Below are 26,735 nucleotides of genomic sequence, written 5' to 3'. Positions count from 1 at the left end.
ACAAACGGGAGCTGTCATGAAATTCTCGCAAAGTGAGATCCAACCGCTTTGGGATGAAGTGGCGCGTATTATCGGTGATGGCGTGATTCAGATGCGTCACAGAGGGGAGCCTCTGAGTGCCGATGCGCTGATTGGTTATCTCGACGAGCAACTGGCCTGCGCCACCGGCGTTCAGCGTCGTATTTTACTTGGCGCGGCCATCAATATGTTAAAAGCCGACCGCCGTTCCTGAACAGGGGATAAACAAAATCCTCGTCGCCTTTTAGGAAACGAGTCACGAATAAATCCTGCAATTGCGTTCACTTAGGCTGCGATGCACGCCCCTGCGCGAATAAGAAAATGCGCTGAGTGATGTCATCCGCGCCGAGAATATTCCCTTTCTGCTCCAGATTTGCTTTGGCATAAGCCACATCGTGAGCCTGGTCTACCATGCTGATCACCCGATCGCGCGTAGGTTTATCCAGAATGCCCAGTAACGTGGTCAAAATTGCCTGATAAGCATTTGAAGCATAAGTCAGTTGTCTTTCACGTTGTTCCAGCGCGTCAATGCGAACCATCAGGGCCTGCAATTGTTCTTGATGCGTCATAGCGGCATCCTTATTCACGGGTGGAAAATAACCGGATACAGCGAAGAAAGGGATCTTCGCCGGTTACTGATATTAAGTTTAGCAGACTTAAAAAAAGTGAAGACCCCGACCAGCGGGATGCAAAGTAAACCGTTGTTCAATGAGCCGTTAACCGCTTCAGCAGTTGTAACCCGTCCTTATCCCAAACTCCCTCACGCCAGCAGGATTTTGCAGCACAAGGCGTAACATCAGCAGCACCTGCTTACAGATAGCAAAATGACAAACCAGCACCTGTTATGACATTTTCTGCCACAGCACTAATTGTTCATTCAGGGGAAATCAGGTGAAAAAAACAATCTTCGGCGCGGTCATGTGCAGCATATTACTGATGAGCTCATTTGCCCATGCAGCAGGTTGCCTTAAGGGCGCAGTCGTGGGAGGCGTTGCAGGGCATTTGAAACACCACGCGGTCATCGGCGCGGTGGCAGGTTGCGCTATCGGGCACCATCTTGCCGCGCAGGAAAAGAAACAGCAGGCCGCCGCTGCTGCGAAATAACCGGTAAAAATCAGGGCAGTTAATGCCCTGATATCACGTAAAAATTACGGCTCAGAAACCACCAAGCGGTTACGGCCATCCTGTTTCGCTTTATACAGCGCTTCGTCGGCTCTTTTCAGCGACGTATCAGGATCGCCCTGCAAATAGTGCCAGTGCGCCACGCCCAGCGAAATCGTGATTGGCCGGATACCCGGCAGTTCCAGACTTTCAACATTTTCGCGAAGACGTTCAGCAATCATTTCCGCTTCAGCCAGCGCCGTGCGCGGCAATAGGACAAGAAACTCCTCTCCGCCAACCCTGCATAAAATGTCTGTTTCGCGCGCGTTATGGCGGATCTGCTCCGCCATTGATTTAATCACTTCATCGCCAACATCGTGGCCATAAGAATCGTTGATAGATTTGAAGTGATCGATATCCAGCGCAATGACTGAAAACTGCTGGCGCAGCTGCGCCACGGATTCCAGCGTCATTGCCAGCCCGCGCCGGTTAAACAGGCCGGTCATCGGGTCGGTTTGCGCTTCAAATTTCAGCTTACCGATTTTTTTCTGCAACAGACTGATACCAATCAGCAGCGCACGTTTCAGCTGGTTGGATTCAAAGTACCACGACGGAATTTCGCGGATATTAACCGAAACATCCGGGTTATCCATTTCGTTCGCATTGCGCGCCAGCAGCCACAGAGGACGGGCGATCAGCCGCGAGAACAGCCAGACGGCAAGCAGTGTCAGGACGGCCAGCGGTGTCAGATGTTTAAGGACTTTAACCATCAGCCCTTCCAGCGGTTTCAGCGTGGCGTCGGTCGGACGAAGCGTCACAATCTCCCAGCCGGAAGAAGGCACAACCGCGTAACCGGCCAGCATCTGATCCCCGCCGACGCCTTCCACCATCAGGCTGCCGTTGGTCGCCGTTCGGACAATTTCTGTCATCGGATGTGGCTTCATCACCTCGCCGATACGGCTGGCGTCACGGTGATAAAGGATGCGCCGGTCTTCGTCGAGCACCGTGATGTAGGAACCGTCACGATAGAAATGCTCGCCCAGCAGTTCATTCAAAATGCTTTTTTGCTTCAGGTAAATGGTGCCGCCGATATACCCAAGGTACTTTCCGTCGGCGGTAAAAACCGGCGTCGAGATAATGATGACCAGGTTCTGCGCCGCAGAAATATAAGGTTTGCTGATCAGCGGACGCCGTTCTTTCAGGGCTTCCACCGCGCCTGGCGTCGTCAGCACATGTCCGACAAGCTGTAAGCTGTCCGGCGATGTCGCCAGCACTTTTCCACGGGCATTGGTGATCACCACTGAATTGAAGCTGTCCGTCTGGTATTTGAGGCGAGCGGTTTCGGACTGAAGAATGGCAGGATCGTCAAAGTGGCCTGCCGCAATCACTGCGCTGTAGGCCAGTTGCTTTTGCATGCTTTTGATAAACTGTTCGGTGCTGGACGCAAGCTTCGTCGCATAAACGCGATTTTCTTCAAGCGTATTGTCGATCAGCAACTGGCGCTGTACGCGATAGCTGGCATAAAAGCTGTTTGCAAGCGTCACGAAGGCGCTCATTACGGCTAAGATCAGAATCAGACGTCGCAGATCGATGCGGAACAGTGAGCTGGAGAGGAGTGAACGTAACAAAAGGTCCGTCCTGTGGCAAAAAGTCGCTCATATTTAACACCGCTGCCTGCGATGCACAATAAGACCGGTGAAATAAACCCTTACCCTGCTGAATCTCCGGTGAAAAAATTCAAAGCGCCGACAAAACTTAACGCAAATTAATTCTCTCTTTCTCTTCTAACTGAAATTCTTTTTTCTTAAACATGCCCGCTTTGCCCGGGAGCGACCTTTTCACAAACCTCAATTCTCTTGCTGTAAGTCATTGCCTGAATAATCGCTATATGATTTATTATACAGCGCTTGTTCGACGAGGATTTTGAAATGCAAAACCATTTTGGGAAAGGGCTAAAAGCGGGCCTGACCGCCGAAAGCGCGTGGCCTGCTGCGCAAGTATCAGGCTATTGCAAAGAGTATTTACGGGGCTTTGTGCTGGGATTTGCACACACCCGGGCGCAGATCACTGGTGATGATAACAATGCCGCATTCGAGGCGGGCGTTTTGTCGCGTAAATACAGTCTGGATAAAGATCTGGTGGCCGAGTTCTTTTCCGCCAGTGCGAAACATCCGTCCAGGGCATTTTTTCTGGTGGGCTACGAAGGCAAGCTGCAGGACAAGGACGATAATCAGCCGCAAAACCCGCTCAGCTAAACTGCCCCTCATACCCGTCAGCCATAAAAAACGGGAGCACCAGGCTCCCGTTATTCTGTTTCAGCGAACTGAAATTACATATTTGCGATCATGTCGTCGGCAAACTCGCTACATTTGCGCAGCTTAGCGCCTTCCATCAGACGTTCAAAATCGTAAGTCACAGTTTTGTTGGCGATAGCGCCTTCCATGCCTTTGACGATCAGGTCTGCGGCTTCGAACCATTCCATATGACGCAGCATCATTTCTGCGGACAGAATGATTGAGCCCGGGTTCACTTTGTCCTGACCGGCATATTTCGGTGCAGTACCGTGAGTGGCTTCGAACAGTGCGCAATCAGAACCGATGTTTGCGCCCGGTGCGATACCGATGCCGCCAACCTGCGCCGCCAGGGCGTCAGAGATGTAGTCACCGTTAAGGTTCATACACGCGATAACATCGTATTCAGCCGGACGCAGCAGGATTTGTTGCAGGAATGCGTCAGCAATAACGTCTTTAATGATGATGTCTTTGCCGTTGTTCGGGTTCTTAATTTTCACCCAAGGCCCGCCGTCGATCAGCTCACCGCCGAACTCTTCACGCGCCAGCTGGTAGCCCCAATCCTTGAAGGCACCTTCGGTGAACTTCATGATGTTGCCTTTATGAACCAGCGTCAGGGAGTCACGATCATTGGTAATGGTGTATTCAATCGCCGCACGAACCAGACGTTTGGTGCCTTCTTCGGAGCAAGGTTTGATACCGATACCACATTCCTGTGGGAAACGGATTTTCTTCACGCCCATTTCGTCTTGCAGGAATTTGATGACTTTGTCCGCTTCAGCAGAACCGGCTTTCCACTCGATACCTGCGTAGATATCTTCGGAGTTCTCACGGAAGATCACCATGTCGGTATCTTCAGGACGTTTTACCGGGCTTGGTGTGCCGGTGTAATAACGAACCGGACGCAGACAGATGTACAGGTCGAGTTGCTGGCGAAGTGCCACGTTCAGGGAGCGAATGCCGCCGCCAACCGGAGTGGTCAGCGGGCCTTTGATGGCAACACGGTAATCACGGATCAGGTCGAGAGTTTCTTCTGGCAGCCATACGTCCTTGCCGTACAGTTCTACGGATTTCTCGCCGGTGTAGATTTCCATCCAGGAGATTTTACGCTCGCCTTTGTAGGCTTTCTGAACAGCCGCATCAACGACTTTGATCATGGCAGGCGTCACGTCAACACCGATACCATCACCTTCAATGAATGGGATAACAGGATTATTAGGAATGACCAGTTTACCCTGAGCGTCTACTGTAATCTTTTTACCTTCAGCCGGAACAACTACTTTGCTTTCCATTAACCTCTCCTTCGAGCGCATTTTTGTTAAAAATTTGTAAGATGCCGGTCGATATTACTCGAATATTTCTCGCTAGCCAATCCGAAACATTTTTCAAGTATAATGCGCTAATTCTCTCTAACTTCAATGCCTATGAACCCGCTATCTTTTAAAAATCACAACGTTAAACGTTTCAGCAAAAGGCCAGCCAAAGAACAATCTGCCCCAAAAGGGCCGGGAAAGGTGATTCTTTTCAATAAACCGTTTGATGTACTGCCACAATTCACTGATGAGGCGGGTCGGGCCACACTTAAAGATTACATTTCATTAACAGATGTTTATGCTGCCGGGCGCCTCGACCGGGACAGCGAAGGTTTACTGGTGCTGACCAACGATGGCAAACTGCAGGCAACACTGACACAGCCAGGTAAACGCACCGGCAAGATTTACTACGTGCAGGTCGAGGGAGTGCCGGATACCGCCGCCGTCGAAGCATTGCGTCACGGTATCACGCTGAAAGATGGCCCCACCCTGCCCGCCGGTGCTGAAATTGTCGGTGAGCCGGAATGGCTCTGGCCGCGCAATCCGCCAATTCGCGAACGTAAAGCGATCCCGACGACCTGGCTGAAAATCACTTTGTACGAGGGAAGGAACCGTCAGGTTCGTCGCATGACGGCACATGTCGGGTTCCCGACGTTACGCCTGATCCGCTACAGCATGGGCGAATTTTCCCTCGGCGACTTACAACCCGGTCAATGGAAGGAGATCCCGCATGTTTAAACCGCACGTCACCGTCGCCTGCGTCGTTCAGGCGCAGGGAAAGTTTCTGGTCGTTGAAGAAACCATTCACGGGAAAGTGACCTGGAATCAACCGGCTGGCCATCTCGAAGCTGACGAAACGCTGGTCAGCGCAGCAAAACGCGAGCTGTACGAAGAAACGGGTATTCACGCCGAACCGCAGTCTTTTCTCGGATTGCATCAGTGGCAGGCGCCGGACGGCACGCCGTTTCTGCGCTTCGCGTTTGTGATTGATTTACCGGAAATTCTGGACACCGCGCCACAAGATGACGATATCGATCAGTGCCGCTGGGTCAGTGCCGAAGACATTATCGGGTCGTCTCAGTTACGCTCACCGCTGGTGGCGGAAAGCATCCGCTGTTATCAGAAATCCCCGCGTTACCCTCTGGAAATTCTGCACAATTTTAATCTGCCGGAGTAAGCGCGCAGAAAAAGTCTTTCGCACCGGTTGTTGCCTCCTGTGAATCAGCAATGCAGCAACCGGCCTGACGTGATAAAATTTCGCGCTTCAGTATTTACGTAGTACCTCTCTGTTCGGGGTTCTGTGGTGTTTTTGTTGCGCGCGGCCTTCATCCTCGTGGGACAAGCATCAGAAAAACACCGTCAGTACCGGACAATTAATTCATGTGTTTCGGGACAATTATGTCTGACAACAGCCAGAAAAAAGTGATCGTCGGGATGTCCGGCGGTGTCGATTCCTCAGTCTCTGCTTACCTTCTGCAACAGCAGGGTTACCAGGTTGAGGGCCTCTTCATGAAAAATTGGGAAGAGGATGACGACGAAGAATATTGCACAGCAGCCACCGATCTTGCCGATGCGCAGGCCGTGTGTGACAAGCTGGGTATCGAACTGCACACAGTGAATTTCGCGGCGGAATATTGGGACAACGTGTTCGAATTATTCCTCGAGGAATATAAAGCCGGACGCACGCCAAACCCGGATATCCTGTGCAATAAAGAGATCAAATTCAAAGCCTTCCTGGAATTTGCCGCAGAAGATCTGGGCGCGGATTACATCGCGACCGGTCACTACGTGCGCCGCCAGGATATCGACGGCATCAGCCACCTGCTGCGCGGCGTCGATGGCAATAAAGATCAAAGCTATTTCCTCTACACGCTGGGTCATGAGCAGGTTGCACAGAGCCTGTTCCCGGTCGGTGAGCTGGAAAAACCGGAAGTGCGCCGCATTGCCGAAGAGCTCGATCTCATCACCGCGAAGAAAAAAGACTCCACCGGCATTTGTTTTATCGGTGAGCGTAAATTCCGCGATTTCCTTGGCCGCTATCTGCCGGCGCAGCCTGGCGTGATTAAAAGCGTTGATGGTCAGGTGATGGGGCAACATCAGGGGCTGATGTACCACACGCTCGGCCAGCGCAAAGGTCTGGGCATCGGCGGCCAGAAAGAAGGCAGCGAAGAGCCGTGGTACACCGTTGAAAAGGATGTGGAAAACAACATTCTGTACGTTGCTCAGGGCCATGAACATCCGCGTCTGATGTCCGTCGGGCTGATTGCGCAACAGCTTCACTGGGTTGATCGCAAACCGCTGACCGCACCGCTGACGTGCACCGTCAAAACCCGTTACCGTCAGGAAGACATTCCATGCGTCGTCACGCCGCTGGGCGAAGACCGCATTGAAGTGCGCTTTGACGTGCCGGTTGCTGCCGTCACACCGGGCCAGTCTGCCGTGTTTTATCTTGGCGAAATCTGCCTCGGCGGCGGCGTCATTGAACAGCGCCTGCCGCTTCAGGCCTGATACAGCGCCAACAGGTGTATGAAATCGGGACGCTTTCGGGCGTCCCGCTTTTTTTCTGCCCGCCTGTGACGATCTGCACTGATTCCGAACTGTGTTTAGGGTCAGTTTTATGGCATGATCTGTCGCCATTAGTTTGGGCTATCTTCTTTGTCACTGCGTCTCATCGTTTCAAAACGCTTACAGGAGTAAACGTGGCTAAAAATTATTATGACATTACGCTGGCGTTGGCGGGGATCTGTCAGGCAGCGCGCCTGGTCCAGCAACTTGCCCATGAAGGCAATTGCGCTCAGGAAGAAATGTCAGTGTCACTGCGCAGCCTGCTGGAGATGAATCCGGCATCCACGCTGGCGGTATACGGTAATAATGAAGCTAATTTGAAGATGGGGCTGGAAACGCTGCTGGGAGTGCTGAACGCCAACCGTCAGGGGCCGGGCGCTGAGTTAACGCGTTACGCATTAAGCCTGATGGTGCTTGAGCGTAAGCTCTACGCCAATAAAGCCGCCATGAATCAGCTCGGTGAACGTATCGATCAGCTCGACCGCCAGCTGGCGCATTTCGAGCTCGAATCCGACACGATGATTAGCTCGCTGGCCTCAATTTATGTCGACGTCGTCAGCCCCGCAGGCCCGCGCATTCAGGTCACCGGTTCACCGGCAATTTTGCAAAATCCGCAGGTTCAGGCGAAGGTCCGCGCCATTTTACTGGCTGGCATCCGTTCCGCCGTGCTGTGGCACCAGGTGGGCGGTGGACGCCTGCAACTGATGTTTTCCCGTAATCGCTTGTTTGAACAGGCGAAAAGTATTCTCGCTCATTGTTAATAAGACCCCAGGAGTTGCTACCGATGGAATTATCCTCACTGACCGCCGTTTCCCCCGTTGATGGACGCTACGGTGATAAAGTCAGCGCGCTGCGTACTATTTTCAGCGAATTTGGCCTGCTGAAATTCCGTGTGCAGGTTGAAGTACGTTGGCTGCAAAAACTGGCAGCCTGTGCAGAAATCAAGGAAGTTCCTGCTTTTGATGCCGACGCAAACGCTTTCCTCGACCAGTTATTGGCCAATTTTGATGTGAATGACGCTCAGCGCATTAAAGACATCGAAAAAACCACCAACCATGACGTCAAAGCGGTCGAGTATTTCCTGAAAGAAAAAGTGGCCGGTATCCCTGCCCTGCACGCGGTGTCCGAGTTCATTCACTTTGCCTGTACGTCTGAAGACATCAACAACCTTTCCCACGCGCTGATGCTGCAAACCGCGCGTCAGGACGTGGTGCTGCCGTACTGGAAACAGATCATTGATGGGATTAAAGATCTGGCGCACAAACACCGTGACATTCCGCTGCTGTCGCGCACCCACGGTCAGCCTGCTACGCCATCTACTATCGGTAAAGAGCTGGCTAACGTGGCCTATCGAATGGATCGCCAGTTCAGACAACTGCAAAACGTCGAAATCCTCGGCAAAATCAACGGTGCCGTTGGCAACTACAATGCCCACATCGTGGCGTACCCGGAAGTGGACTGGCATAAATTCAGCGAAGAGTTCGTGACTTCTCTGGGCATTAACTGGAACCCGTACACCACACAGATCGAGCCGCACGACTACATTGCTGAGCTGTTTGACTGCGTGGCGCGTTTCAACACCATCCTGATCGACTTCGACCGCGACATCTGGGGTTACATCGCCCTGAACCACTTCAAACAGCGCACTATTGCTGGCGAAATCGGTTCTTCTACCATGCCGCACAAAGTGAATCCGATTGACTTCGAAAACTCCGAAGGCAACCTTGGCTTGTCCAACGCGGTGTTGCAGCACCTGGCCAGCAAACTGCCGGTTTCCCGCTGGCAGCGTGACCTGACCGACTCCACCGTGCTGCGCAACCTCGGCGTTGGTCTGGGTTATGCGCTGATTGCGTATCAGGCCACCCTGAAAGGCGTCAGCAAGCTGGAAGTGAACGAAGCAAATCTGGCGAACGAACTGGATCACAACTGGGAAGTGCTGGCGGAACCAATCCAGACCGTGATGCGTCGTTATGGCATCGAAAAGCCATACGAGAAGCTGAAAGAGCTGACCCGTGGTAAACGTGTTGATGCGGCAGGTATGCAGGCCTTTATCGATTCTCTGGAATTACCGGAAGAAGAGAAAGTCCGTCTGAAAGCCATGACGCCGGGCAATTACATTGGGCGCGCCACCACCATGGTTGATGAGCTGAAGTAAGTCTTTGCTCAGGCATTACATGTGGCCAATCTCAGGCGACCTCCGGGTCGCCTTTTTTTATGTGACCGCGGCGCGCAAAATGTCACTGCAAAAAATCTCTGTCCTTCTAAAATAGAGCCCATTCCCTACGCATTGGAAGACCGACTTCATGAGCATGGACACCAACCAGCAGGTGCTGGAAAAACTGAAAACCGATCTGGCTCAGGCGGGCACAATGCCCCTGTATTTGTGCTTTAACGAATCGGTGCGTCATGCACTGGAAACCGGAATTTTACAGGACGGCGACTTTCTGCCGAGCGAACGCCAGTTCACTGAAATTCTGGGCATTTCGCGTATCACCGTGCGAAAGGCGCTCGCCAGGCTGGAAGAAGACGGCCATATCGGGCGCTCGCGGGGTTACGGCACCTTTATCAAAAAAGCGACCGATGCCCGTCTGGCTTATTCGCTGGCCGGTGTGAAAGGGTTTTCCCGCGAAGTCATGCTTCAGGGGCGCAAGCCGGATACGCTGTGGATCAGCCGCGATCAGGTGCCCGCTTCGGCGCTGATTGCCAGCAAACTGGCGATCACCGAAAACACGCCGGTCTACATGCTCAAACGCATTCACTACATTGATACGCGCCCGATGTCGGTAGCAGTTTCCTACGTCATCATGGACGCCATCCGCGACGTCGGGGAAATCGGCGTTTCGCTCTATGACTATTTCGGTCGCAATAATATTGAGCTCGGCGCGCTGCAAAGCCGCGTCAGTGCGGCGATGAGCGACGCGGAAACCTTGCAGGCATTGCAGCTGAAAGAGGCGATGCCACTGCTTATCATCAAACAAACGCTGTTCGACGGGCAAAACCGCCCGATTGAGTACAGCGAAAGTTTTTGCCGCAGTGACATGTACGAATTCGTCAGCGAAGACTGACTGTTTTCTAACTGACGCTGTCGAGTGAAGAAATCAGCTGCGACAGCGTTGGCGCGCAATCTCCGCCTGGTTTTGAAACCACGTAAGCCGCCACGCAGTTCGCCAGCATCATGCTTTGCCAGTGCGTCAGCCCCAGCGAAAGCCCGGCCAGTAAACCGGCGCAGTGGCTGTCGCCCGCCCCGATGCTGTCGGCCACGGTAATTTTCCGCGCCGCAATCCACCCGCAATCATCCGCTGAACCATAATAATAACTGCCTTGCTCGCCGCAGCGTAAAACCACCAGTTCACGGGTTTTCTCGTGTAACTGACGGCAGAAACTTTCTGCGTCACCAGCAAAACCGAGCATGGCCGCTTCGCGCTGATTCAGCGTCAGGATCACACCGGGGCGGATCAGACGTTCGACGCGCTCTTTGGGCATAACATCCAGACGCGGGCCAAAATCCACCAGCACGCGCACGGCGTCCGGTAAAGTATCGAGCCAGTCCGTCAGCACCGTGCCCTGCTTTGCGCCCAGCTGATAACCGGAAACATACACCAGCCCGTTTTGCGGTGTTGCCTGCGCCAGCCATCCAGGCTGCCACTGATTTTCGATACCGTCGACGGAGATAAACGTGCGCTCGCCGTCGGGTTCCACCAGCGCCAGACACCAGCCGTTGTCCGCCCCTTTCACCTGCAAATCAGACACAATTTCGCGTGCAGCCATCTCCTTGCGCAGACGGTCGCTCCACATCCCTTCGCCGACGGGCAAAAGATTCTGGCTGTGAATCCCCAGCTGTTTCAGCCCCAGCGCGATATTCAGTGCGCAGCCGCCGAGATGAAACCCGGTCACATCGGCGGCAATGTCACCGCCGCGCTCCGGCAACGTATCGGCGCGCGCAACCATATCCATCACGGCCGCACCGATGACGAGAACCGGCGATTGCTGGTGCCAGTCGCCCTGCGTCAGGGTCAGCAAAAGTTCACGGTGCGTCTGGCTCATCCAGCCTCCTGTTCATTGCGGCGAAAACGCTGAAATGCGTCGCTGTAGCGGGTCATGTCCTGCGGATTCACCCGTTTCAGTTCATCCAGCCACTCTTTTTTGAATGCTTCAATGCCGTTTAACGCGCCGCAAATGGCCGTCGCCATCGCACCGATGGTATCGGTGTCGCCGCCAAGATTGGCGCATAAAATAGCGCATTGATTCGGGCAGGTTCCCGCCAGTTCCACCATCGCCAGCGCCGCAGGTACAGACTCAATGGTGCTGACGCCCGCCCCAACCCGCTGATACACCGCTTCCGATGCCTGTTCCGTGCCTTCGGCTTTCGCCACCGTATCAAACGCCAGTTCGATACGCGCCGCCAGCGACGCGCTGAACGTGGTGGATTCCCGTGTCTGTGCGTATTTAGCGATGTCCGGCAGCGCCAGACGGATTTCCGCCCAGCTCGCCCCTTCAATGGCGCGTGACACCGCCCAGGCAATCACCACCGCACCGGCAACGGCAATATCCGATTTGTGCGTCGGGCTGGAAGCCAGCCAGACCTGTTCACAGAAATGTTTCAGCGGAGCCGAAGGCAGCACGCAGCCCAGCGGAGAAATGCGCATCGCCGCGCCATTGGTCACGCCGTTGTTTTCCAGTGCGCCGATCGCCACGCCTTTCTTCTGCTCCGCCAGCGCCAGTCTGGAACTCGGGCCAAGGATGTTTTTATTGAACGCATCGAAACTGTCGACCCAGCGGATAACGTTGCGGGCAATCAGTTCCGGCACCACTTTACCGTCGGCTTCCAGCAAGGCGTCGGCCAGCGCCAGCGCCATCGAGGTGTCGTCGGTAAACTGCGCGGCTTTGAAATAACAGGCCGCATTGTTTTCCTCCGGGCCATCCAGAAAACGGTCGATCCAACCGAAATGCTTTTTGACGCGCTCACGCGGCCACAGTTCCGACGGCATGCCCAGCGCATCGCCCAGCATTTGTCCGTACAACGCCCCGAGCATGCGGCTCTCAAGTCCTGGTTGTGTCATCGTTAAATCTCCCGATATAAAAATTGCGGCGGGCTGCCTGCCCGCCAGAAATGAAAATGTGTCGTTTAAGAAGAGGCACTCAGGCTGACCGGCGTAATCGTTTTACTGCGTTCACGGAAGAACAGCAGGAACAGCAGCATCACGCCCGCCACCATAATCGCGCCGACACCCCAGACAGCAAACCAGTCGAAGGTCATGCCATTTTTTGGCGCGCTCAGCGCAAAGGTGGTCATCGCCCGGCCACCAAGCCAGTTACCGATAAAGCTGCCCAGTCCCTGACAAATCAGCGTGATCAGCCCCTGTGCAGCGGTTCGCATATGTGCTGGCGCTTTTTTATCCACGTAGATGTAGCCGGTAACGAAATAGAAATCGTAGCTGACGCCATGCAGCAGAATGCCGAGGAATAGCATGCTGTAGGCCCAGACGTCAGCCGTGCCGCCGTAGATGAAGAAGACGTAACGGATGGCGGCGGTGATGAAGCCCAGCATCAGCACTTTTTTGATGCCAAAGCGTTTAAGCAGGAACGGCAGCGCCAGCATTGCAAAGATTTCCGACACCTGCCCGAGCGTCATCCAGCCGGTGGCGTTTGGCAAGCCAACCTGCGTCAGATAGCCGTTGGCAAACTGGTAATAGAACGCCAGCGGCATGCAAAACAGAAATGAACATAAGGCGAAAATGGCGAACGACCGGTCTTTCAGCAAACCCAGCGCATTCAGGCCAAACAGGGCTTTGATGTCCACCGGCCCTTTGCCTTTTGCCGGTGTATCCGGCAGCCAGAAGCTGTAAATCCCCAGTGCAAATGATGCAATCGCCGTGATCCACAGCGGCTGGCTGGTATCAGAAATATTGCCCATGCCAAGCATCGGCGGCAGTACAAAACCAATCACCAGACCGGATGCAATCCACCCCAGCGTGCCGAGCACACGAATACGCGGGAAATCCTTTTCGGTGTCATTGATGTTGGCGAACGCAATGCTGTTGGTCAGTGCGACCGTCGGCATATAAGTAATCGCGTACACCACCAGCAGCGGGAAGAACGTCGAAAATTCGGTTTGCAGCGCGATGAATCCCATCAGCACGCCACCGGCCAGCAACAGCCAGCCGAGCACTTTCTGAGCGGCAAAATAGCGGTCTGCGATCACGCCCACCAGAACCGGAGAAAGGATCGCCGCAATCGCCGTGCTGCTGTAAGACCAGGCAATTTCCGACGGACTAAAACCTAATTTATTGAGGTATTGCCAGAGCGGCACAAACCAGGCGCCCCAGATAAACCACTCAATAAACATCATAACGGACAGCTTCAGATGGGTACGTTTCATTATTATATCCTTGCTGAGTAAGGGATCCGCGCGGTGCCCTGGCACCGGAAGCAACGGATGAAATCAGGCATTCGAGATACCTTTACAATACCTTAATGATACCTTTGATATTAATCAGCGATCTGCCTCACAATTTATGTTTCTCCCGGCTCAGGGCGTTTATAATTCGTTTATGTTTTGTTGAGGTTTCTCTACCCGGCGTTGAGCTAGGGTTGATTAAAATATTTCAGGATCATTTAGACTTAAGCGCATCAAATTAGTCATCATTTTCCGCGTACTGAGAACAAGGAATCACCATGCGAATTTTAGTCATTGAAGATAACGCACTGCTACGCCACCACCTCTCGGTACAACTGCGGGAAATGGGTCATCAGGTTGATGCAGCGGAAGACGCCAAAGAGGCGGATTACTTCCTCCACGAACATGCGCCTGATATCGCGATTGTCGATCTCGGTCTGCCGGGCGAAGACGGCCTGAGCCTGATCCGCCGCTGGCGTAGTCATCAGACCAATCTGCCGATTCTGGTGCTGACCGCCCGTGAAAGCTGGCAGGACAAAGTCGCGGTGCTGGAAGCCGGTGCCGACGATTACGTGACCAAACCTTTCCACCTCGAAGAAGTGCTGGCCCGCATGCAGGCGCTGATGCGCCGTAACAGCGGTCTGGCCTCGCAGGTCATCACCCTTCAGCCGTTCCAGATTGACCTGTCGCGTCGCGAGCTGACCGTCAACGAGCAGCCGATCAAACTGACCGCTTTCGAATACACCATTATTGAAACCCTGATCCGCAACGCCGGTAAAGTCGTCAGCAAAGATTCCCTGATGCTTCAGCTTTACCCGGACGCCGAGCTGCGCGAAAGCCACACCGTCGACGTGCTGATGGGACGCCTGCGTAAAAAGCTGCAAGCCGAACATCCGGTTGATGTTATTACCACCGTGCGCGGCCAGGGTTATCGTTTCGATATCCGCCCATAATTGTCTGTTTTCGCTTCAAAAGGACGCGCCATGAAAGGACGTACCAAGAACCCTTTTTCTCTTCGCGTCCGCTTTATGATGGCGACCGCTGCGGTCGTGCTCGCACTGTCACTGGCTTACGGGCTGGTGGCGGTGGTGGGTTATATGGTGAGTTTCGACAAAACGGCTTACCGCCTCCTGCGCGGTGAAAGTAACTTATTCTTCAGTCTGGCGCAGTGGCGTGACAACAAACTGAGCATTAACGTGCCGCCCGATCTGGATCTTAATTCCCCAACGCTGGTGTTTATTTACGACGGCGAAGGGAATCTGCTGTGGGCAGAACGCCGGATCCCCGAACTCGAAGCGCATATCGATAAAGCCTGGATGAATAAACCGGGCTTTTATGAACTGGATACCGATACGCAAATCAGCAGCGAAGTGCTGGGCAATAACCCGAAAGCACAGGACAAGCTGAAAAGTTACGACGACACCGACGCCAACGCGATGACCCACTCCATTGCAGTCAACACCTACAACGCCACGTCGCGTTTACCGGCACTCAATATCGTGGTGGTCGATACGATTCCGCAGGAATTACAGCGTTCAGATCTGGTCTGGGAATGGTTCAGCTATGTGCTGCTGGCGAACCTTTTGCTGGTGGTTCCGCTGCTGTGGCTGGCAGCGTACTGGAGCCTGCGGCCAATCAAACAGCTGATTCATCAGGTCGCCGAGCTGGAGACTCATGAGCGTGAATCACTCGATGAAAATCCTCCGCGGGAATTGCGCGGGCTGGTGCGAAACCTCAATATTTTGCTGCACGGCGAGCGCGGACGATATGACCGTTACCGCACCACGCTGGCCGATCTGACACACAGTCTGAAAACGCCGCTGGCGGTGTTGCAGTCCACGCTGCGCGCGCTGCGAAATGGCAAACAGATGACCATCGAAGAAGCCGAGCCGGTCATGCTGGAACAAATCAGCCGCATTTCTCAGCAGATTGGCTATTACCTGCACCGCGCCACGCTGCGCTCGGAACAGAATTTACTGATCCGCGAAGTGCATTCCGTACCCGCAATTCTTGACGGATTATGTTCTGCTCTCAACAAAGTGTATCAGCGCAAAGGCGTGGTGATTACGGTCGATATCTCGCCGGAAATTACCTTTGTCGGCGAGAAAAATGACTTCATGGAAGTCATGGGCAACGTCATCGATAACGCCTGTAAATACTGCCTTGAGTTCGTGGAAATCAGCGCCGTTCATACCGAAAATGAACTGGTGATATTGATTGAAGACGACGGCCCCGGCATTCCGGAAAGCAAGCGTGAAGTCATCTTCCAGCGCGGCCAGCGTGCTGATACCTTACGTCCGGGACAAGGTCTGGGGCTTTCACTGGCCAACGACATTATCGAGCAATACGACGGTAAAATTGTCATCGGCGACAGTCCGCTTGGCGGCGCCAGTATGCGTGTCTGCTTCGGCCTGCAACAAGGCATCGAACTCGAGTAACCTTTACCCGACCATTTTGCCAGCACATTTCGACGCAATCTTAACCATAGTGCGAAATTTGCTGGCAATTGCCCAACTCAGCCGCAACACCTTCCGTTATAATCATTTACAGACCGTCCTCTTCTTTATCCACCCTCCATTTAATGCAAGGGAAATACTATGGATTACCAACTCGACCTCGACTGGAACGATTTCCTTCAGCGTTACTGGCAAAAACGTCCTGTCGTGTTAAAACGCGGCTTTAAAAATTTCGTCGATCCTATCTCGCCTGACGAACTGGCAGGACTGGCGATGGAAAATGAGGTGGACAGCCGTCTGGTGAGTAATCACGACGGTAAATGGAACGTCAGCCACGGGCCATTTGAAAGCTACGATCATCTGGGAGAAAACGGCTGGTCAGTGCTGGTTCAGGCGGTTGATCACTGGCACGAGCCATCTTCCCACCTGATGACACCCTTCCGGCATATTCCTGACTGGCGGATGGATGATCTGATGATTTCCTTCTCTGTTCCCGGCGGCGGCGTTGGCCCGCATCTGGATCAGTACGACGTCTTTATCATTCAGGGTACGGGTCGCCGCCGCTGGCGCGTGGGCGAGAAAGTCGCCATGAAACAGCATTGCCCGCATCCTGATCTTCTTCAGGTTGAGCCGTTTGAAGCTATTATCGATGAAGAACTGGAACCGGGCGATATCGTATATATTCCGCCGGGTTTCCCGCACGACGGCTATTCACTGGAAAATTCCCTCAACTATTCTGTCGGATTCCGCGCGCCAAATGCGCGTGAAATGGTCAGCGGTTTCGCCGACTTCGTGCTTTCCCGTGAACTGGGCAGTCACCGTTACAGCGATCCGGAACTGACTGAACGTGAACATCCGGCGGAAATTCAGCCTGCCGAACTGGATAAACTGCGTGGCATGATGCTGGATCTGATTGGCAACCCGACGCACTTCAACAGCTGGTTTGGTGAGTTTATTTCCCAGTCGCGCCACGAGCTGGATCTGGCCCCGCCGGAACCGCCATATCAGGCCGGTGAAATTTACGAACTGCTCGACTCCGGCGAAACGCTGGAACGTCTGGGCGGGCTGCGCGTATTGCGCGTAGGCGATGTTTGTTATGTCAACGGTGAAGCGATGACTACCGAACATATCGGTGCGGTGGACGCGATTGCCCGCCACAAAACCGTGACCAAAGAAATGCTCGGTGATGCGCTGGATGACCCGTCATTCCTGGCGTTACTTTCCGCGCTGGTGAACAGCGGCTACTGGTACTTTAACGATTAACCGTCGCGGCTGATTCAAATACAAAAGGGGCAATGTCATCAGACATCGCCCCTTTTTTTGCCGCCAGTTTTACCCGATTTTTGTTTGCGGGATTTTTAGTGTTTCAGCGCTTCTTTCGCCGTTAACTCGGCGATACGCATGATCACGGATACCGCTTTTTCCATGCCTTCCAGCGTCACAAACTCATGTTTACCGTGGAAGTTATAGCCGCCGGTGAAAATGTTCGGGCACGGTAAGCCGCGGAAAGATAACTGCGCGCCGTCGGTTCCGCCGCGGATCGGCTTCATGATCGGTTCAATATCGCAGTCTTTCATCGCCTGCTGCGCCAGCGCAATAATGTGCGGATGCTGGGCCACTTTCTCGCGCATGTTGTAGTAGTGATCGTCAAGCGTCACTTCGATATAGCAATCACGATGCAACCCTTTGCCGACCACATGGGCGATATCAATAATTTTTTGCTTACGGGCTTCGAACTGCGTTTTATCGAAATCACGGATGATGTAGTGCATTTCCGCGCGTTCAACGTTGCCCTTGATGGTGGTCAGGTGATAGAAACCTTCGTAACCATCAGTATGTTCAGGTGTTTCTTCCACCGGCAGTTCATTGTGGAAACGCGTCGCCAGTGACAAGGCATTCACCATCACGCCTTTCGCGCTGCCAGGGTGAACGTTGTTGCCGACAATCTTAATGGTCGCCGAGGCGGCATTAAAGTTTTCAAACTCCAGCTCACCCACGCCACCGCCGTCCACGGTATACGCCCATTCCGCGCCAAAGGCCGGAATATCAAAACTCTGCGCGCCCTTGCCGATTTCTTCATCCGGCGTAAAGGCAATACGCACCGGACCGTGCGCGATATTGCTGTTTTTCAGCCGCACCATCGCGGTAATAATTTCGGCAATGCCAGACTTATCGTCAGACCCCAGCAGCGTTTTGCCATCGGTGGTAATGATCGTATGGCCAAGCAACTGGTGCAGAACCGGGAACATCACCGGAGATAAAATTTCATCGCCATTTCCCAGTGCAATATCGCCACCACGGTAATTTTCCACAATTTGCGGATTAACGTGTTTCGCGGTGAAATCGGGGGCGGTATCCAGATGAGAGATGAAGCCAATGACCGGCACTTTCCAGGCCACATTGCCCGGTAACGTCGCCATCACACAGCCTTTATCGCTGAGCGTAACTTGTGAAAATCCCAGTTCAGTCAGTTCATTACGCAGTGCCTGCGCCAGCTTCAGCTGACCGTCGGTGCTCGGCGTATGTTTAACATTGGGCTTAGATTGGGTATCGAAAGAAACATAATTCAGAAAACGATCAAGCAACTTATCCATATAGGTATCCTCTGGCGGCTGGGTTTTATTATGCGCAGCATGAAAACCGTGAATATTGCGTCAGGTCATTTTTCACCAAGTTTAACGGGATAACTCTTCGGGGCGGGCGCAATTTTAGCGATAAAGATGAATAACGCTTAAGTTACCGGTGTTGCAACTGGCGATGAACTCCCGATGAATACGGGAAACAGGCATCGCCAGTTCGGCTGCAACGTCAGGTCTGGCGGGTTTATTACCAGGCTTCATCTTTTTTGGTCAGGAATTTATGCACAAATTCGGGCACCACTTCACTTGCCAGCCCGTAATGCTTCATGTCGAATTCACTTTCAACCTGGCTCGGTTCCAGATTCAGCTCAACGGCACAGGCACCGCCAATCCGTGCTTCATGTACAAATCCGGCAGCCGGATAAACATGCCCGGACGTGCCGATAGCCACAAAGAAATCAGCTTTCGCCAGCGCGTCATAAATTTCGTCCATGCCCAGCGGCATTTCGCCAAACCAGACAATGTGCGGACGCAGCGGCGCAGGAAACTGGCAGCAATGGCACCGGTCATCGACGGTTAAATCGCCCGGCCAGTCCAGAATCTGCCCTGACTGCGTACAGCGCACTTTCAGCAATTCGCCATGCATGTGGATCACGCGGGAGCTGCCTGCGCGTTCATGCAGGTTGTCGATATTCTGTGTCACCAGCAGGAAGTTATCGCCGAGCGCTTCTTCCAGCGTCGCCAGCGCATAGTGCGCGGCGTTCGGTTTGAGATCTTCCGACTGCAACTGGCGGCGGCGTTCATTATAAAAACGCTGCACCAGTTCCGGATCACGGCGATACCCTTCCGGCGTAGCCACATCTTCCACGCGGTGTTCTTCCCACAAACCATCGGCGGCGCGGAAAGTGCGGATCCCCGATTCAGCGGAAATCCCGGCACCGGTCAGCACCACCACAAACGGCTTTTTCAGTGAAGCTGCCGCCATTGAATCACGGTGGAAAATATTCGACCGGAAACGCTGATGCCGGATACGTTTGTTTTTGCGAAACCGACACAGACGATGACGTGTGCGCATAAAGTGCTCCTTACTCTCTGTGTCTGAAAGATTGTGTTGCGTAAACCATGGTTACTGGCCGCCGCTGAGTACGCGGGCGGGATCAATACGGCTGGCGCGGCGTGCCGGATACCAGCTCGCCAGCAAACTCAGCACCAGCGCGGTTAACAGTACGCCGCCGACGTCCAGCCAGTGAACTTCAGAAGGCAGGAAGTCGATGAAATAAATGTCCCCGGACAGGAACTGATGGCCGGTAAGTTTCTGCAAACCGTTGACGATATTGGTGAGCTGGAACGACGCAATCACACCAATTACCACGCCCGCGACGCTGCCGACCAGCCCCGCCAGTAAACCGTACCAGATGAAGACAGCGCGGATAAGCCCATCTTTCGCGCCCAGTGTGCGCAAAATCGCAATATCGCTGCTTTTATCTTTTACCGCCATCACCAGCGTCGACACGATGTTGAAGCAGGCCACGCCGATCACCAGTACCATCGCCATGTACATAATGGCGCGGACCATCTGGATATCGCGGTACATGTAGCCGTAAGTACCAATCCAGCTACTAATGTAGACGTAAGCGTGGGTGACTTCACCGGCGTCGTGCACCAGTTTTTGTGCGGCAAAGACATCATTCACTTTGATATCAATGCCCGTTACGCTGGTTCCCATATCCTGATATTGCTGCGCATCGGCCAGCGGCACCATGCCGAGACTGTGATCAAGCTGTCCGCTGAGTTGTAATATCCCGGCGACCTGTAAACGGATGCGTTTTGGCTGCAACAGTTTCATTTCAGGGTCACTGTTAGGGATCATCACGGTCACCCAGTCACCCTGTTTTACCCCTACCGCGTCCGCCACGCCCTTGCCGAGGATCAGCTGTTGCTGCCCGGCTTTAAAGTTTTGCCAGGCGTTATTCTGCACAAATTTCGGCGCGGCGCTGACACGCGGTTCGCTCTGCGGATCCACGCCTTTCAGCTGGATTGCACGCAGTTTGGCACCGTGTTCAATCAGTCCGTTGAACTGAATGTACGGCGCAGCGGCCACAATTCCCGGCACTTTTTCAACACGGTCGAGCACGCCCTGCCAGTCGTTAAACGGCTGATTCACCGGACGGATTTCACCGTGCGGCACGACGGCCAGCACACGCTCTTTCAGCTCGCGCTCAAAGCCGTTCATCGCACTCAGCCCGACGATCAGCACGGCCACGCCCAGCGCGATACCCAACGTTGAAATCACTGAAATCAGTGAAACCATGCCGCTGCGACGACGGCCACGGCTGAACCGCAGGCCAATCAGTAAAGAAAATGGAATGCCTGACATTACTTCGCTCCCAGCAACATCGAATCCTGCTGCAGCTTGCCGTCACGCATTTCCAGCTGACGTGTCAGACGGTTCGCCAGATGCAAATCATGCGTCACTACCAGAAATGCCGTGCCCTGACGCACATTCAGCTCACCCAGCAGTTCAAAAATACTGTCGGCGTTGCGCTGATCCAGGTTACCGGTCGGTTCATCCGCCAGCACCAGAGAAGGATTATTGACCAATGCGCGGGCAATCGCCACACGCTGACGTTCGCCGCCGGAAAGCTCAGAAGGACGGTGATTGCTGCGATGTTGTAAACCCACGGCTTCCAGCATCGCCATCGCGCGTTCCTGCACTTCAGCAGATTTCTTTTTGCCGATCAGCAGCGGCATCGCCACGTTTTCCAGCGCGGTGAAATCCGGCAGCAAATGGTGAAACTGATAAATGAAGCCCAGTTCACGATTGCGCAGTTCTGATTTCGCCGAAGAGGACATCGCGTTCAGCGACTTGCCTTTAAAAATTACTTCGCCAGACGTCGGGGAATCCAGGCCACCCAGCAAATGCAGCAACGTACTTTTGCCGGAACCGGACGTCCCGACAATCGCCATCATCTCACCCGGTTGCATCGCGAAACTCACGTCACGCAATACATCGGTGTGCATTTTGCCTTCCTGATAAGTCTTACAGAGGTTGTCACACTGCAATAATAAAGAATTACTCATAACGTAAAGCCTCTGCGGGGTGGGTGGCAGCAGCGCGCCAGGAAGGGTAAAGCGTTGACAATAAAGCGATAGCCATCGCAACAATCGCGATGACCACCACCTGAACCGGTTCAATATCGACCGGCAGCGAACCGCCATCCAGCATCAGACCGAGGGCTGGCATAATCGAGTTGAGCTGCGTGGCGAGCAGCACGCCGAGCAAGGCACCGAGCAGTGCGCCAATCACACCGGCACTCGCGCCCTGCACCATAAACAGCGCCATAATCTGGCGGCGGCTCAGGCCCTGCGTTTGTAAAATCGCCACTTCGGCCTGTTTCTCCATCACCAGCAAACCCAGCGACGTAATAATGTTAAACGCGGCAACGGCAACAATCAGGCTGAGCAGCAGGCCCATCATATTTTTTTCCATGCGCACGGCCTGGAACAGCTCGCCGCGGCGCTCGCGCCAGTCTTTCCAGCTGGCACCGTCCGGCAGTTTTTGCTGGCTCAGGGTATCGACGTCCAGCGGTTTATCGAGGAATAAACGCCAGCCTGTGACGTTACCTTTCGGGTATAACATCAGGCGCGATGCGTCCTGAATATTGACCAGCATCTGGTAACCATCGACTTCGCTGTTGGCGGAAAAAGTTCCGATCACAGTAAACAGGCGCTGGCTTGGCACACGCCCGACCGGTGTGAACTGGCTGACGCTGGTCACCATCAGACGCAACTGATCGCCCCGACGGACTTTAAGCTGTTGTGCCAGCTGGTCACCGAGGATGATGTTGTATTTGCCCGGTTGCAGTTCCTGCTGGGCGACGCCAATCAGGTATTTCGCCAGCGGATCTTTCTGGTCAGGATCGACGCCGAGCATGACGCCCACTGCCACGCTGCCGGGGCTTTGCAGCACCACATCACCGGTGGTCAGCGGCACGGCGCGGTTCACGCTTTTCAGCGCGGAAACCTGATCGTGGGTGATTTTCTGCGGGTCGACTGAACCGTTCGGTGCCGTGATCAGCGCCTGAGGCATCAGACCCAGAATGTTACCTTCCAGATCCTTCTCAAAACCGTTCATCACTGACAAGACGGTTACCAGCGCCATCACCCCGAGAGTGATGCCAATGGTGGATAACCAGGAGACAAACCGCCCAAAGCGGTCCGAAGCACGCCCGCGCATGTAGCGCAGGCCTATAAATAACGCGACAGGTTGATACATGACTTCCGTTTTAAGTGCTTGGCCGCAAATAAGTGCATGGCGCAGACTAAAGTGATCAAGGATAATAAAGGCTAGCACCGCTTTATGGAACCACTAACCCAAAGTAATCGGTTTAAGTTTGTGACGCCGTTGACCATTTTATACAGACAACGGGTTGACCCCGGTTACCCCTGCAAAGCAAGATACGGTCTGCTAATTGGCCTCCGACAGCCGCCAAAAACGAGAACGCAAAACAGCCTATGTCTCAAGATTATCGTTATTCGCTGCCTGAACGCCCGGGCGATACCCGCCAGTTAGGGCAGCTTACCGGCTCCGCCTGCGCGCTTGAATGCGCCCAAATCAGTGAACGCCACACGGGCCCGATCCTGCTGATTGCGCCGGATATGCAAAATGCCCTGCGCCTGCGCGATGAAATTCAACAATTTACCGATCATAAAGTCCTGAGTATTTCGGACTGGGAAACGCTGCCTTACGACAGTTTTTCACCGCATCAGGAAATCATTTCGTCGCGTCTTTCCAGTTTGTATCAGCTTCCAACGATGGAACGCGGCATTATCATTCTGCCGGTGAATACGCTGATGCAGCGCGTCTGCCCGCATGAGTTCCTGCACGGCCATGCGCTGGTGATGAAAAAAGGCCAGCAGCTTTCGCGCGACAAACTGCGCTCACAGCTGGAACAGGCGGGTTACCGCAGCGTCGATCAGGTGATGGAACACGGTGAGTTTGCCACCCGTGGCGCCCTGCTCGACCTATACCCGATGGGCAGCGAAGAGCCGTACCGCATCGATTTCTTCGACGATGAAATCGACAGCCTGCGTATTTTTGACGTGGATACCCAGCGTACGCTGACCGAAGTGGACCACATCAATCTGCTGCCTGCGCACGAATTTCCGACCGATAAAAACGCCATCGAACTGTTCCGCAGCCAGTGGCGCGAGAAATTCGAAGTGCGCCGCGATGCCGAGCACGTTTACCAGCAGGTCAGCAAAGGCACCTTCCCCGCCGGTATCGAATACTGGCAGCCACTGTTTTTCAGCCAGCCGCTGACCACGCTCTTCAGCTATTTGCCGGAAAACACGCTGGTGCTCAATACCGGCGATCTGGAAGCCGCAGCCGAGCGTTTCTGGCAGGATGCCTGTCAGCGTTATGAAAGCCGCCGCGTGGATCCGATGCGTCCGCTGCTCGAACCGGAAAATCTCTGGTTGCGCGTCGACTCGCTGCACGCCGAACTGAAAGCCTGGCCTCGCGTTCAGCTGCGTACAGATTCACTTCCCAAGAAAGCCGCCAACACCAACCTGAGCTACGAAAAACTGCCGGATTTATCCGTTCAGCCGCAAAATAAAGCGCCGATGGATAACCTGCGCCGGTTCAATGAATCTTTCGCGGGCAGCCTGGTGTTCTCGGTGGAAAGTGAAGGCCGCCGCGAAACGCTGCAAGATTTGCTGGCGCGCATTAAACTGATGCCCGCTTTGATTACCCGTATTGAAGAAGCCGAAACGGCCGGTCGCTACATCATGATCGGTGCGTGTGAACGTGGTTTTCTTGATGCGGATAAACAGCTGGCGCTGATTTGTGAAAGTGATTTGCTCGGTGAGCGTGTGGCGCGTCGTCGTCAGGACACCCGCCGCTCGATTAACACCGATACGCTGATCCGCAATCTTGCAGAGCTGCGCCCCGGTCAGCCGGTGGTTCACGTTGAGCACGGCGTAGGCCGTTACCTTGGCCTGACCACGCTGGAAACAGGCGGGATTACCGCTGAATACCTGATACTGACCTACGCCGGTGAAGACAAACTTTACGTGCCGGTGTCATCCCTGCATCTGATCAGCCGTTATGCCGGAGGCGCGGATGAAAGTGCGCCGCTGCATAAACTGGGCGGTGAAGCCTGGTCGAAAGCCCGTCAGAAAGCCGCTGAGAAAGTGCGCGACGTGGCCGCCGAACTGCTGGATATCTACGCCCAGCGCGAAGCGAAAGCCGGTTTTGCCTTTAAGCATGATAAAGAGCAGTACCAGTTGTTCTGCCAGGCATTCCCGTTTGAAACCACGCCGGATCAGGCGCAGGCCATCAACGCCGTTCTCACCGACATGACGCAGCCGCTGGCGATGGATCGTCTGGTGTGCGGCGACGTCGGCTTTGGCAAAACCGAAGTGGCGATGCGCGCGGCGTTTCTCGCAGTCTCCAACAATAAACAGGTCGCGGTTCTTGTACCCACCACGCTGCTGGCGCAACAGCATTTCGATAACTTCCGCGACCGTTTCGCCAGCTGGCCGGTGCGCATTGAAATGATGTCCCGTTTCCGCAGCGCCAAAGAGCAAAACGCGGTGCTGGAAGATGCAGTCGAAGGCAAGGTCGATATCATTATCGGAACGCATAAATTGCTGCAAAGTGATTTGCGCTGGAAAGACCTCGGCCTGCTGATTGTCGATGAAGAACACCGCTTCGGCGTGCGTCATAAAGAACGCATCAAAGCGATGCGTGCGGACGTCGATATTCTCACCCTCACCGCCACGCCAATTCCGCGCACGCTGAATATGGCGATGAGCGGGATGCGCGATTTGTCGATTATTGCCACGCCACCGGCGCGACGTATGGCCGTCAAAACGTTCGTGCGTGAGTACGACAGCCTGGTGGTTCGCGAGGCCATTCTGCGTGAAATCCTGCGCGGCGGGCAGGTTTACTACTTATTCAACGATGTCGAAAATATCGAGAAAGCCACGCAGCGTCTGGCGGAGCTGGTGCCGGAAGCACGTATTGCCATCGGCCACGGCCAGATGCGCGAACGCGACCTCGAACGCGTGATGAATGATTTCCACCATCAGCGTTTCAACGTGCTGGTGTGTACCACCATCATTGAAACCGGTATCGATATTCCGACGGCGAACACCATTATTATTGAACGCGCGGATCACTTCGGGCTGGCGCAGTTGCATCAGCTGCGTGGCCGCGTCGGACGTTCGCATCATCAGGCGTATGCTTATCTGCTAACGCCGCCGCCGAAAGAGATGTCAACGGATGCGCACAAACGTCTGGAAGCCATCGCGTCGCTCGAAGATCTGGGTGCCGGTTTTGCGCTGGCAACACACGACCTTGAAATCCGCGGGGCCGGTGAACTGCTCGGCGAAGGCCAGAGCGGCCAGATGACCAGCATCGGTTTCTCGCTGTATATGGAACTTCTGGAAAACGCCGTCGAAGCGCTGAAAGAAGGCCGCGAGCCGTCGCTGGAAGATCTGACCACCAGCCAGACCGAAGTTGAAATGCGCATGCCTGCGCTGTTGCCGGAGGACTTCATTCCTGACGTCAATACGCGTCTGTCACTCTACAAGCGTATCGCCAGTGCTAAAACTGAAGGCGAGCTGGATGAACTGCGCGTCGAGCTGATTGACCGGTTCGGCACGCTGCCGGACGGTGCGCGTAATTTGTTGCAGATTGCCGTGCTGCGCCTGAACGCGAAAACGCTGGGCATCAAGCGTATTGAAGGCAATGAACGTGGCGGATTCATTGAATTTGGCGATAAAAACCGCGTGGATCCGGGCTTCCTGATTGGGCTGCTGCAAAAACAGCCGCAGGTTTACCGCCTTGATGGCCCGACCAAACTGAAGTTTACGCTCGATCTCACCGACCGGCCAAAACGCCTGAAGTTTGTCGGCGACATGCTCGGGGAGTTTGCAGAACATCTAATCTGACGGCTATCGTCATAAAATAAAAAGCCCGGTGAATATCTCATTCACCGGGCTTTTTT

The 26,735-nt window shown here is 54.2% G+C and carries 24 protein-coding genes; 13 read left to right on the top strand and 11 right to left on the bottom strand.

Annotation, left to right across the window (positions count from 1 at the left end):
* Positions 1-16 precede the first annotated feature (16 nt).
* Positions 17-232, top strand: a complete 216-nt coding sequence (locus tag GW579_RS14620; RefSeq protein WP_152325637.1) for a hypothetical protein — start codon at positions 17-19, stop codon at positions 230-232.
* 67 nt (positions 233-299) lie between these two features.
* Here the strand turns inward: GW579_RS14620 and GW579_RS14615 are convergent, their stop codons facing one another.
* Positions 300-587, bottom strand: a complete 288-nt coding sequence (locus GW579_RS14615; protein ID WP_165059650.1) for a hypothetical protein — start codon at positions 585-587, stop codon at positions 300-302.
* Between the two features lie 322 nt (positions 588-909).
* Between GW579_RS14615 and GW579_RS14610 the strand changes: the two genes are divergently transcribed.
* On the top strand, positions 910-1,122 hold the full coding sequence (locus tag GW579_RS14610; protein WP_371819734.1) for a hypothetical protein: 213 nt from the start codon (positions 910-912) through the stop codon (positions 1,120-1,122).
* 44 nt (positions 1,123-1,166) lie between these two features.
* Here the strand turns inward: GW579_RS14610 and GW579_RS14605 are convergent, their stop codons facing one another.
* Entirely contained in the window at positions 1,167-2,675 is a 1,509-nt protein-coding gene (locus GW579_RS14605) for a sensor domain-containing diguanylate cyclase (RefSeq protein WP_165059743.1), read from the bottom strand.
* A gap of 372 nt (positions 2,676-3,047) precedes the next feature.
* Here GW579_RS14605 and GW579_RS14600 point away from each other — a divergent pair, with 372 nt between their 5' ends.
* Positions 3,048-3,374, top strand: a complete 327-nt coding sequence (locus GW579_RS14600; RefSeq protein ID WP_152325635.1) for a DUF2623 family protein — start codon at positions 3,048-3,050, stop codon at positions 3,372-3,374.
* Between the two features lie 74 nt (positions 3,375-3,448).
* On the opposite strand, the gene icd is transcribed toward GW579_RS14600, so the two are convergent.
* The gene (gene icd, locus GW579_RS14595) at positions 3,449-4,702 is read right to left on the bottom strand and encodes an NADP-dependent isocitrate dehydrogenase (protein WP_095921371.1); all 1,254 of its coding nucleotides are present in this window, start codon (positions 4,700-4,702) and stop codon (positions 3,449-3,451) included.
* Positions 4,703-4,834: 132 nt separating this feature from the next.
* Here icd and rluE point away from each other — a divergent pair, with 132 nt between their 5' ends.
* The 6 genes from rluE to GW579_RS14565 all read left to right on the top strand — a co-directional run bounded on the left by rluE (position 4,835) and on the right by GW579_RS14565 (position 10,353).
* Positions 4,835-5,461: a 23S rRNA pseudouridine(2457) synthase RluE gene (rluE, locus tag GW579_RS14590; RefSeq protein WP_165059648.1), complete on the top strand. Its 627-nt coding sequence runs from the start codon at positions 4,835-4,837 to the stop codon at positions 5,459-5,461.
* Entirely contained in the window at positions 5,454-5,900 is a 447-nt protein-coding gene (locus tag GW579_RS14585; protein ID WP_101077163.1) for an NUDIX hydrolase, read from the top strand. Before rluE ends, GW579_RS14585 begins: the two co-directional genes overlap by 8 nt.
* Before the next feature lie 221 nt (positions 5,901-6,121).
* The gene (gene mnmA, locus GW579_RS14580; protein ID WP_165059647.1) at positions 6,122-7,231 is read left to right on the top strand and encodes a tRNA 2-thiouridine(34) synthase MnmA; all 1,110 of its coding nucleotides are present in this window, start codon (positions 6,122-6,124) and stop codon (positions 7,229-7,231) included.
* A 191-nt stretch (positions 7,232-7,422) separates the two neighbouring features.
* Positions 7,423-8,049 carry a high frequency lysogenization protein HflD gene (hflD, locus tag GW579_RS14575; RefSeq protein WP_165059645.1) on the top strand — a complete coding sequence of 209 codons (627 nt, stop codon included), beginning with the start codon at positions 7,423-7,425 and terminating at the stop codon, positions 8,047-8,049.
* A gap of 23 nt (positions 8,050-8,072) precedes the next feature.
* Positions 8,073-9,443, top strand: a complete 1,371-nt coding sequence (gene purB / locus GW579_RS14570; RefSeq protein ID WP_165059644.1) for an adenylosuccinate lyase — start codon at positions 8,073-8,075, stop codon at positions 9,441-9,443.
* A 148-nt stretch (positions 9,444-9,591) separates the two neighbouring features.
* Positions 9,592-10,353 (top strand): GntR family transcriptional regulator, encoded by a 762-nt coding sequence (locus tag GW579_RS14565; RefSeq protein ID WP_152325630.1) that lies wholly within the window; start codon positions 9,592-9,594, stop codon positions 10,351-10,353.
* Between the two features lie 7 nt (positions 10,354-10,360).
* Here GW579_RS14565 and GW579_RS14560 read toward each other — a convergent pair whose 3' ends face one another.
* The 3 genes from GW579_RS14560 to GW579_RS14550 all read right to left on the bottom strand — a co-directional run bounded on the left by GW579_RS14560 (position 10,361) and on the right by GW579_RS14550 (position 13,667).
* Positions 10,361-11,332, bottom strand: a complete 972-nt coding sequence (locus GW579_RS14560) for a PfkB family carbohydrate kinase (protein ID WP_152325629.1) — start codon at positions 11,330-11,332, stop codon at positions 10,361-10,363.
* Positions 11,329-12,348 (bottom strand): ADP-ribosylglycohydrolase family protein, encoded by a 1,020-nt coding sequence (locus tag GW579_RS14555; protein ID WP_165059642.1) that lies wholly within the window; start codon positions 12,346-12,348, stop codon positions 11,329-11,331. The genes GW579_RS14560 and GW579_RS14555 overlap by 4 nt, the downstream gene beginning before the upstream one ends.
* Positions 12,349-12,413: 65 nt before the next feature.
* Positions 12,414-13,667 (bottom strand): nucleoside permease, encoded by a 1,254-nt coding sequence (locus tag GW579_RS14550; RefSeq protein WP_152325627.1) that lies wholly within the window; start codon positions 13,665-13,667, stop codon positions 12,414-12,416.
* 296 nt (positions 13,668-13,963) lie between these two features.
* Here GW579_RS14550 and phoP point away from each other — a divergent pair, with 296 nt between their 5' ends.
* The 3 genes from phoP (at position 13,964) to GW579_RS14535 (ending at position 17,404) form a co-directional block, all read left to right on the top strand.
* Positions 13,964-14,638 carry a two-component system response regulator PhoP gene (gene phoP / locus GW579_RS14545; protein WP_095921366.1) on the top strand — a complete coding sequence of 225 codons (675 nt, stop codon included), beginning with the start codon at positions 13,964-13,966 and terminating at the stop codon, positions 14,636-14,638.
* Between the two features lie 30 nt (positions 14,639-14,668).
* On the top strand, positions 14,669-16,123 hold the full coding sequence (gene phoQ, locus GW579_RS14540; protein WP_152325626.1) for a two-component system sensor histidine kinase PhoQ: 1,455 nt from the start codon (positions 14,669-14,671) through the stop codon (positions 16,121-16,123).
* A gap of 159 nt (positions 16,124-16,282) precedes the next feature.
* Complete coding sequence (locus GW579_RS14535; protein WP_152325625.1) at positions 16,283-17,404, top strand: ribosomal protein uL16 3-hydroxylase; 1,122 nt, start codon at positions 16,283-16,285, stop codon at positions 17,402-17,404.
* Positions 17,405-17,499: 95 nt separating this feature from the next.
* Here GW579_RS14535 and pepT read toward each other — a convergent pair whose 3' ends face one another.
* From pepT to lolC, 5 genes are all read right to left on the bottom strand, one after another.
* A complete protein-coding gene (pepT, locus tag GW579_RS14530) occupies positions 17,500-18,735 on the bottom strand; it encodes a peptidase T (protein WP_152325624.1) in 1,236 nt (411 codons plus the stop codon).
* 232 nt (positions 18,736-18,967) lie between these two features.
* A complete protein-coding gene (gene cobB, locus GW579_RS14525) occupies positions 18,968-19,795 on the bottom strand; it encodes a Sir2 family NAD+-dependent deacetylase (RefSeq protein WP_152325623.1) in 828 nt (275 codons plus the stop codon).
* Between the two features lie 51 nt (positions 19,796-19,846).
* A complete protein-coding gene (lolE, locus tag GW579_RS14520; protein ID WP_152325622.1) occupies positions 19,847-21,097 on the bottom strand; it encodes a lipoprotein-releasing ABC transporter permease subunit LolE in 1,251 nt (416 codons plus the stop codon).
* A complete protein-coding gene (gene lolD, locus GW579_RS14515) occupies positions 21,097-21,801 on the bottom strand; it encodes a lipoprotein-releasing ABC transporter ATP-binding protein LolD (RefSeq protein ID WP_152325621.1) in 705 nt (234 codons plus the stop codon). The genes lolE and lolD overlap by 1 nt, the downstream gene beginning before the upstream one ends.
* A complete protein-coding gene (lolC, locus tag GW579_RS14510; RefSeq protein ID WP_165059640.1) occupies positions 21,794-22,996 on the bottom strand; it encodes a lipoprotein-releasing ABC transporter permease subunit LolC in 1,203 nt (400 codons plus the stop codon). The genes lolD and lolC overlap by 8 nt, the downstream gene beginning before the upstream one ends.
* A gap of 239 nt (positions 22,997-23,235) precedes the next feature.
* Between lolC and mfd the strand changes: the two genes are divergently transcribed.
* Positions 23,236-26,679, top strand: a complete 3,444-nt coding sequence (mfd, locus tag GW579_RS14505) for a transcription-repair coupling factor (RefSeq protein ID WP_165059638.1) — start codon at positions 23,236-23,238, stop codon at positions 26,677-26,679.
* Positions 26,680-26,735: the final 56 nt, after the last annotated feature.

The sequence above is a fragment of the Rahnella contaminans genome (assembly GCF_011065485.1).
Lineage (GTDB): Bacteria > Pseudomonadota > Gammaproteobacteria > Enterobacterales > Enterobacteriaceae > Rahnella > Rahnella contaminans.
This window is presented reverse-complemented; position numbering and strand designations above follow the sequence as displayed.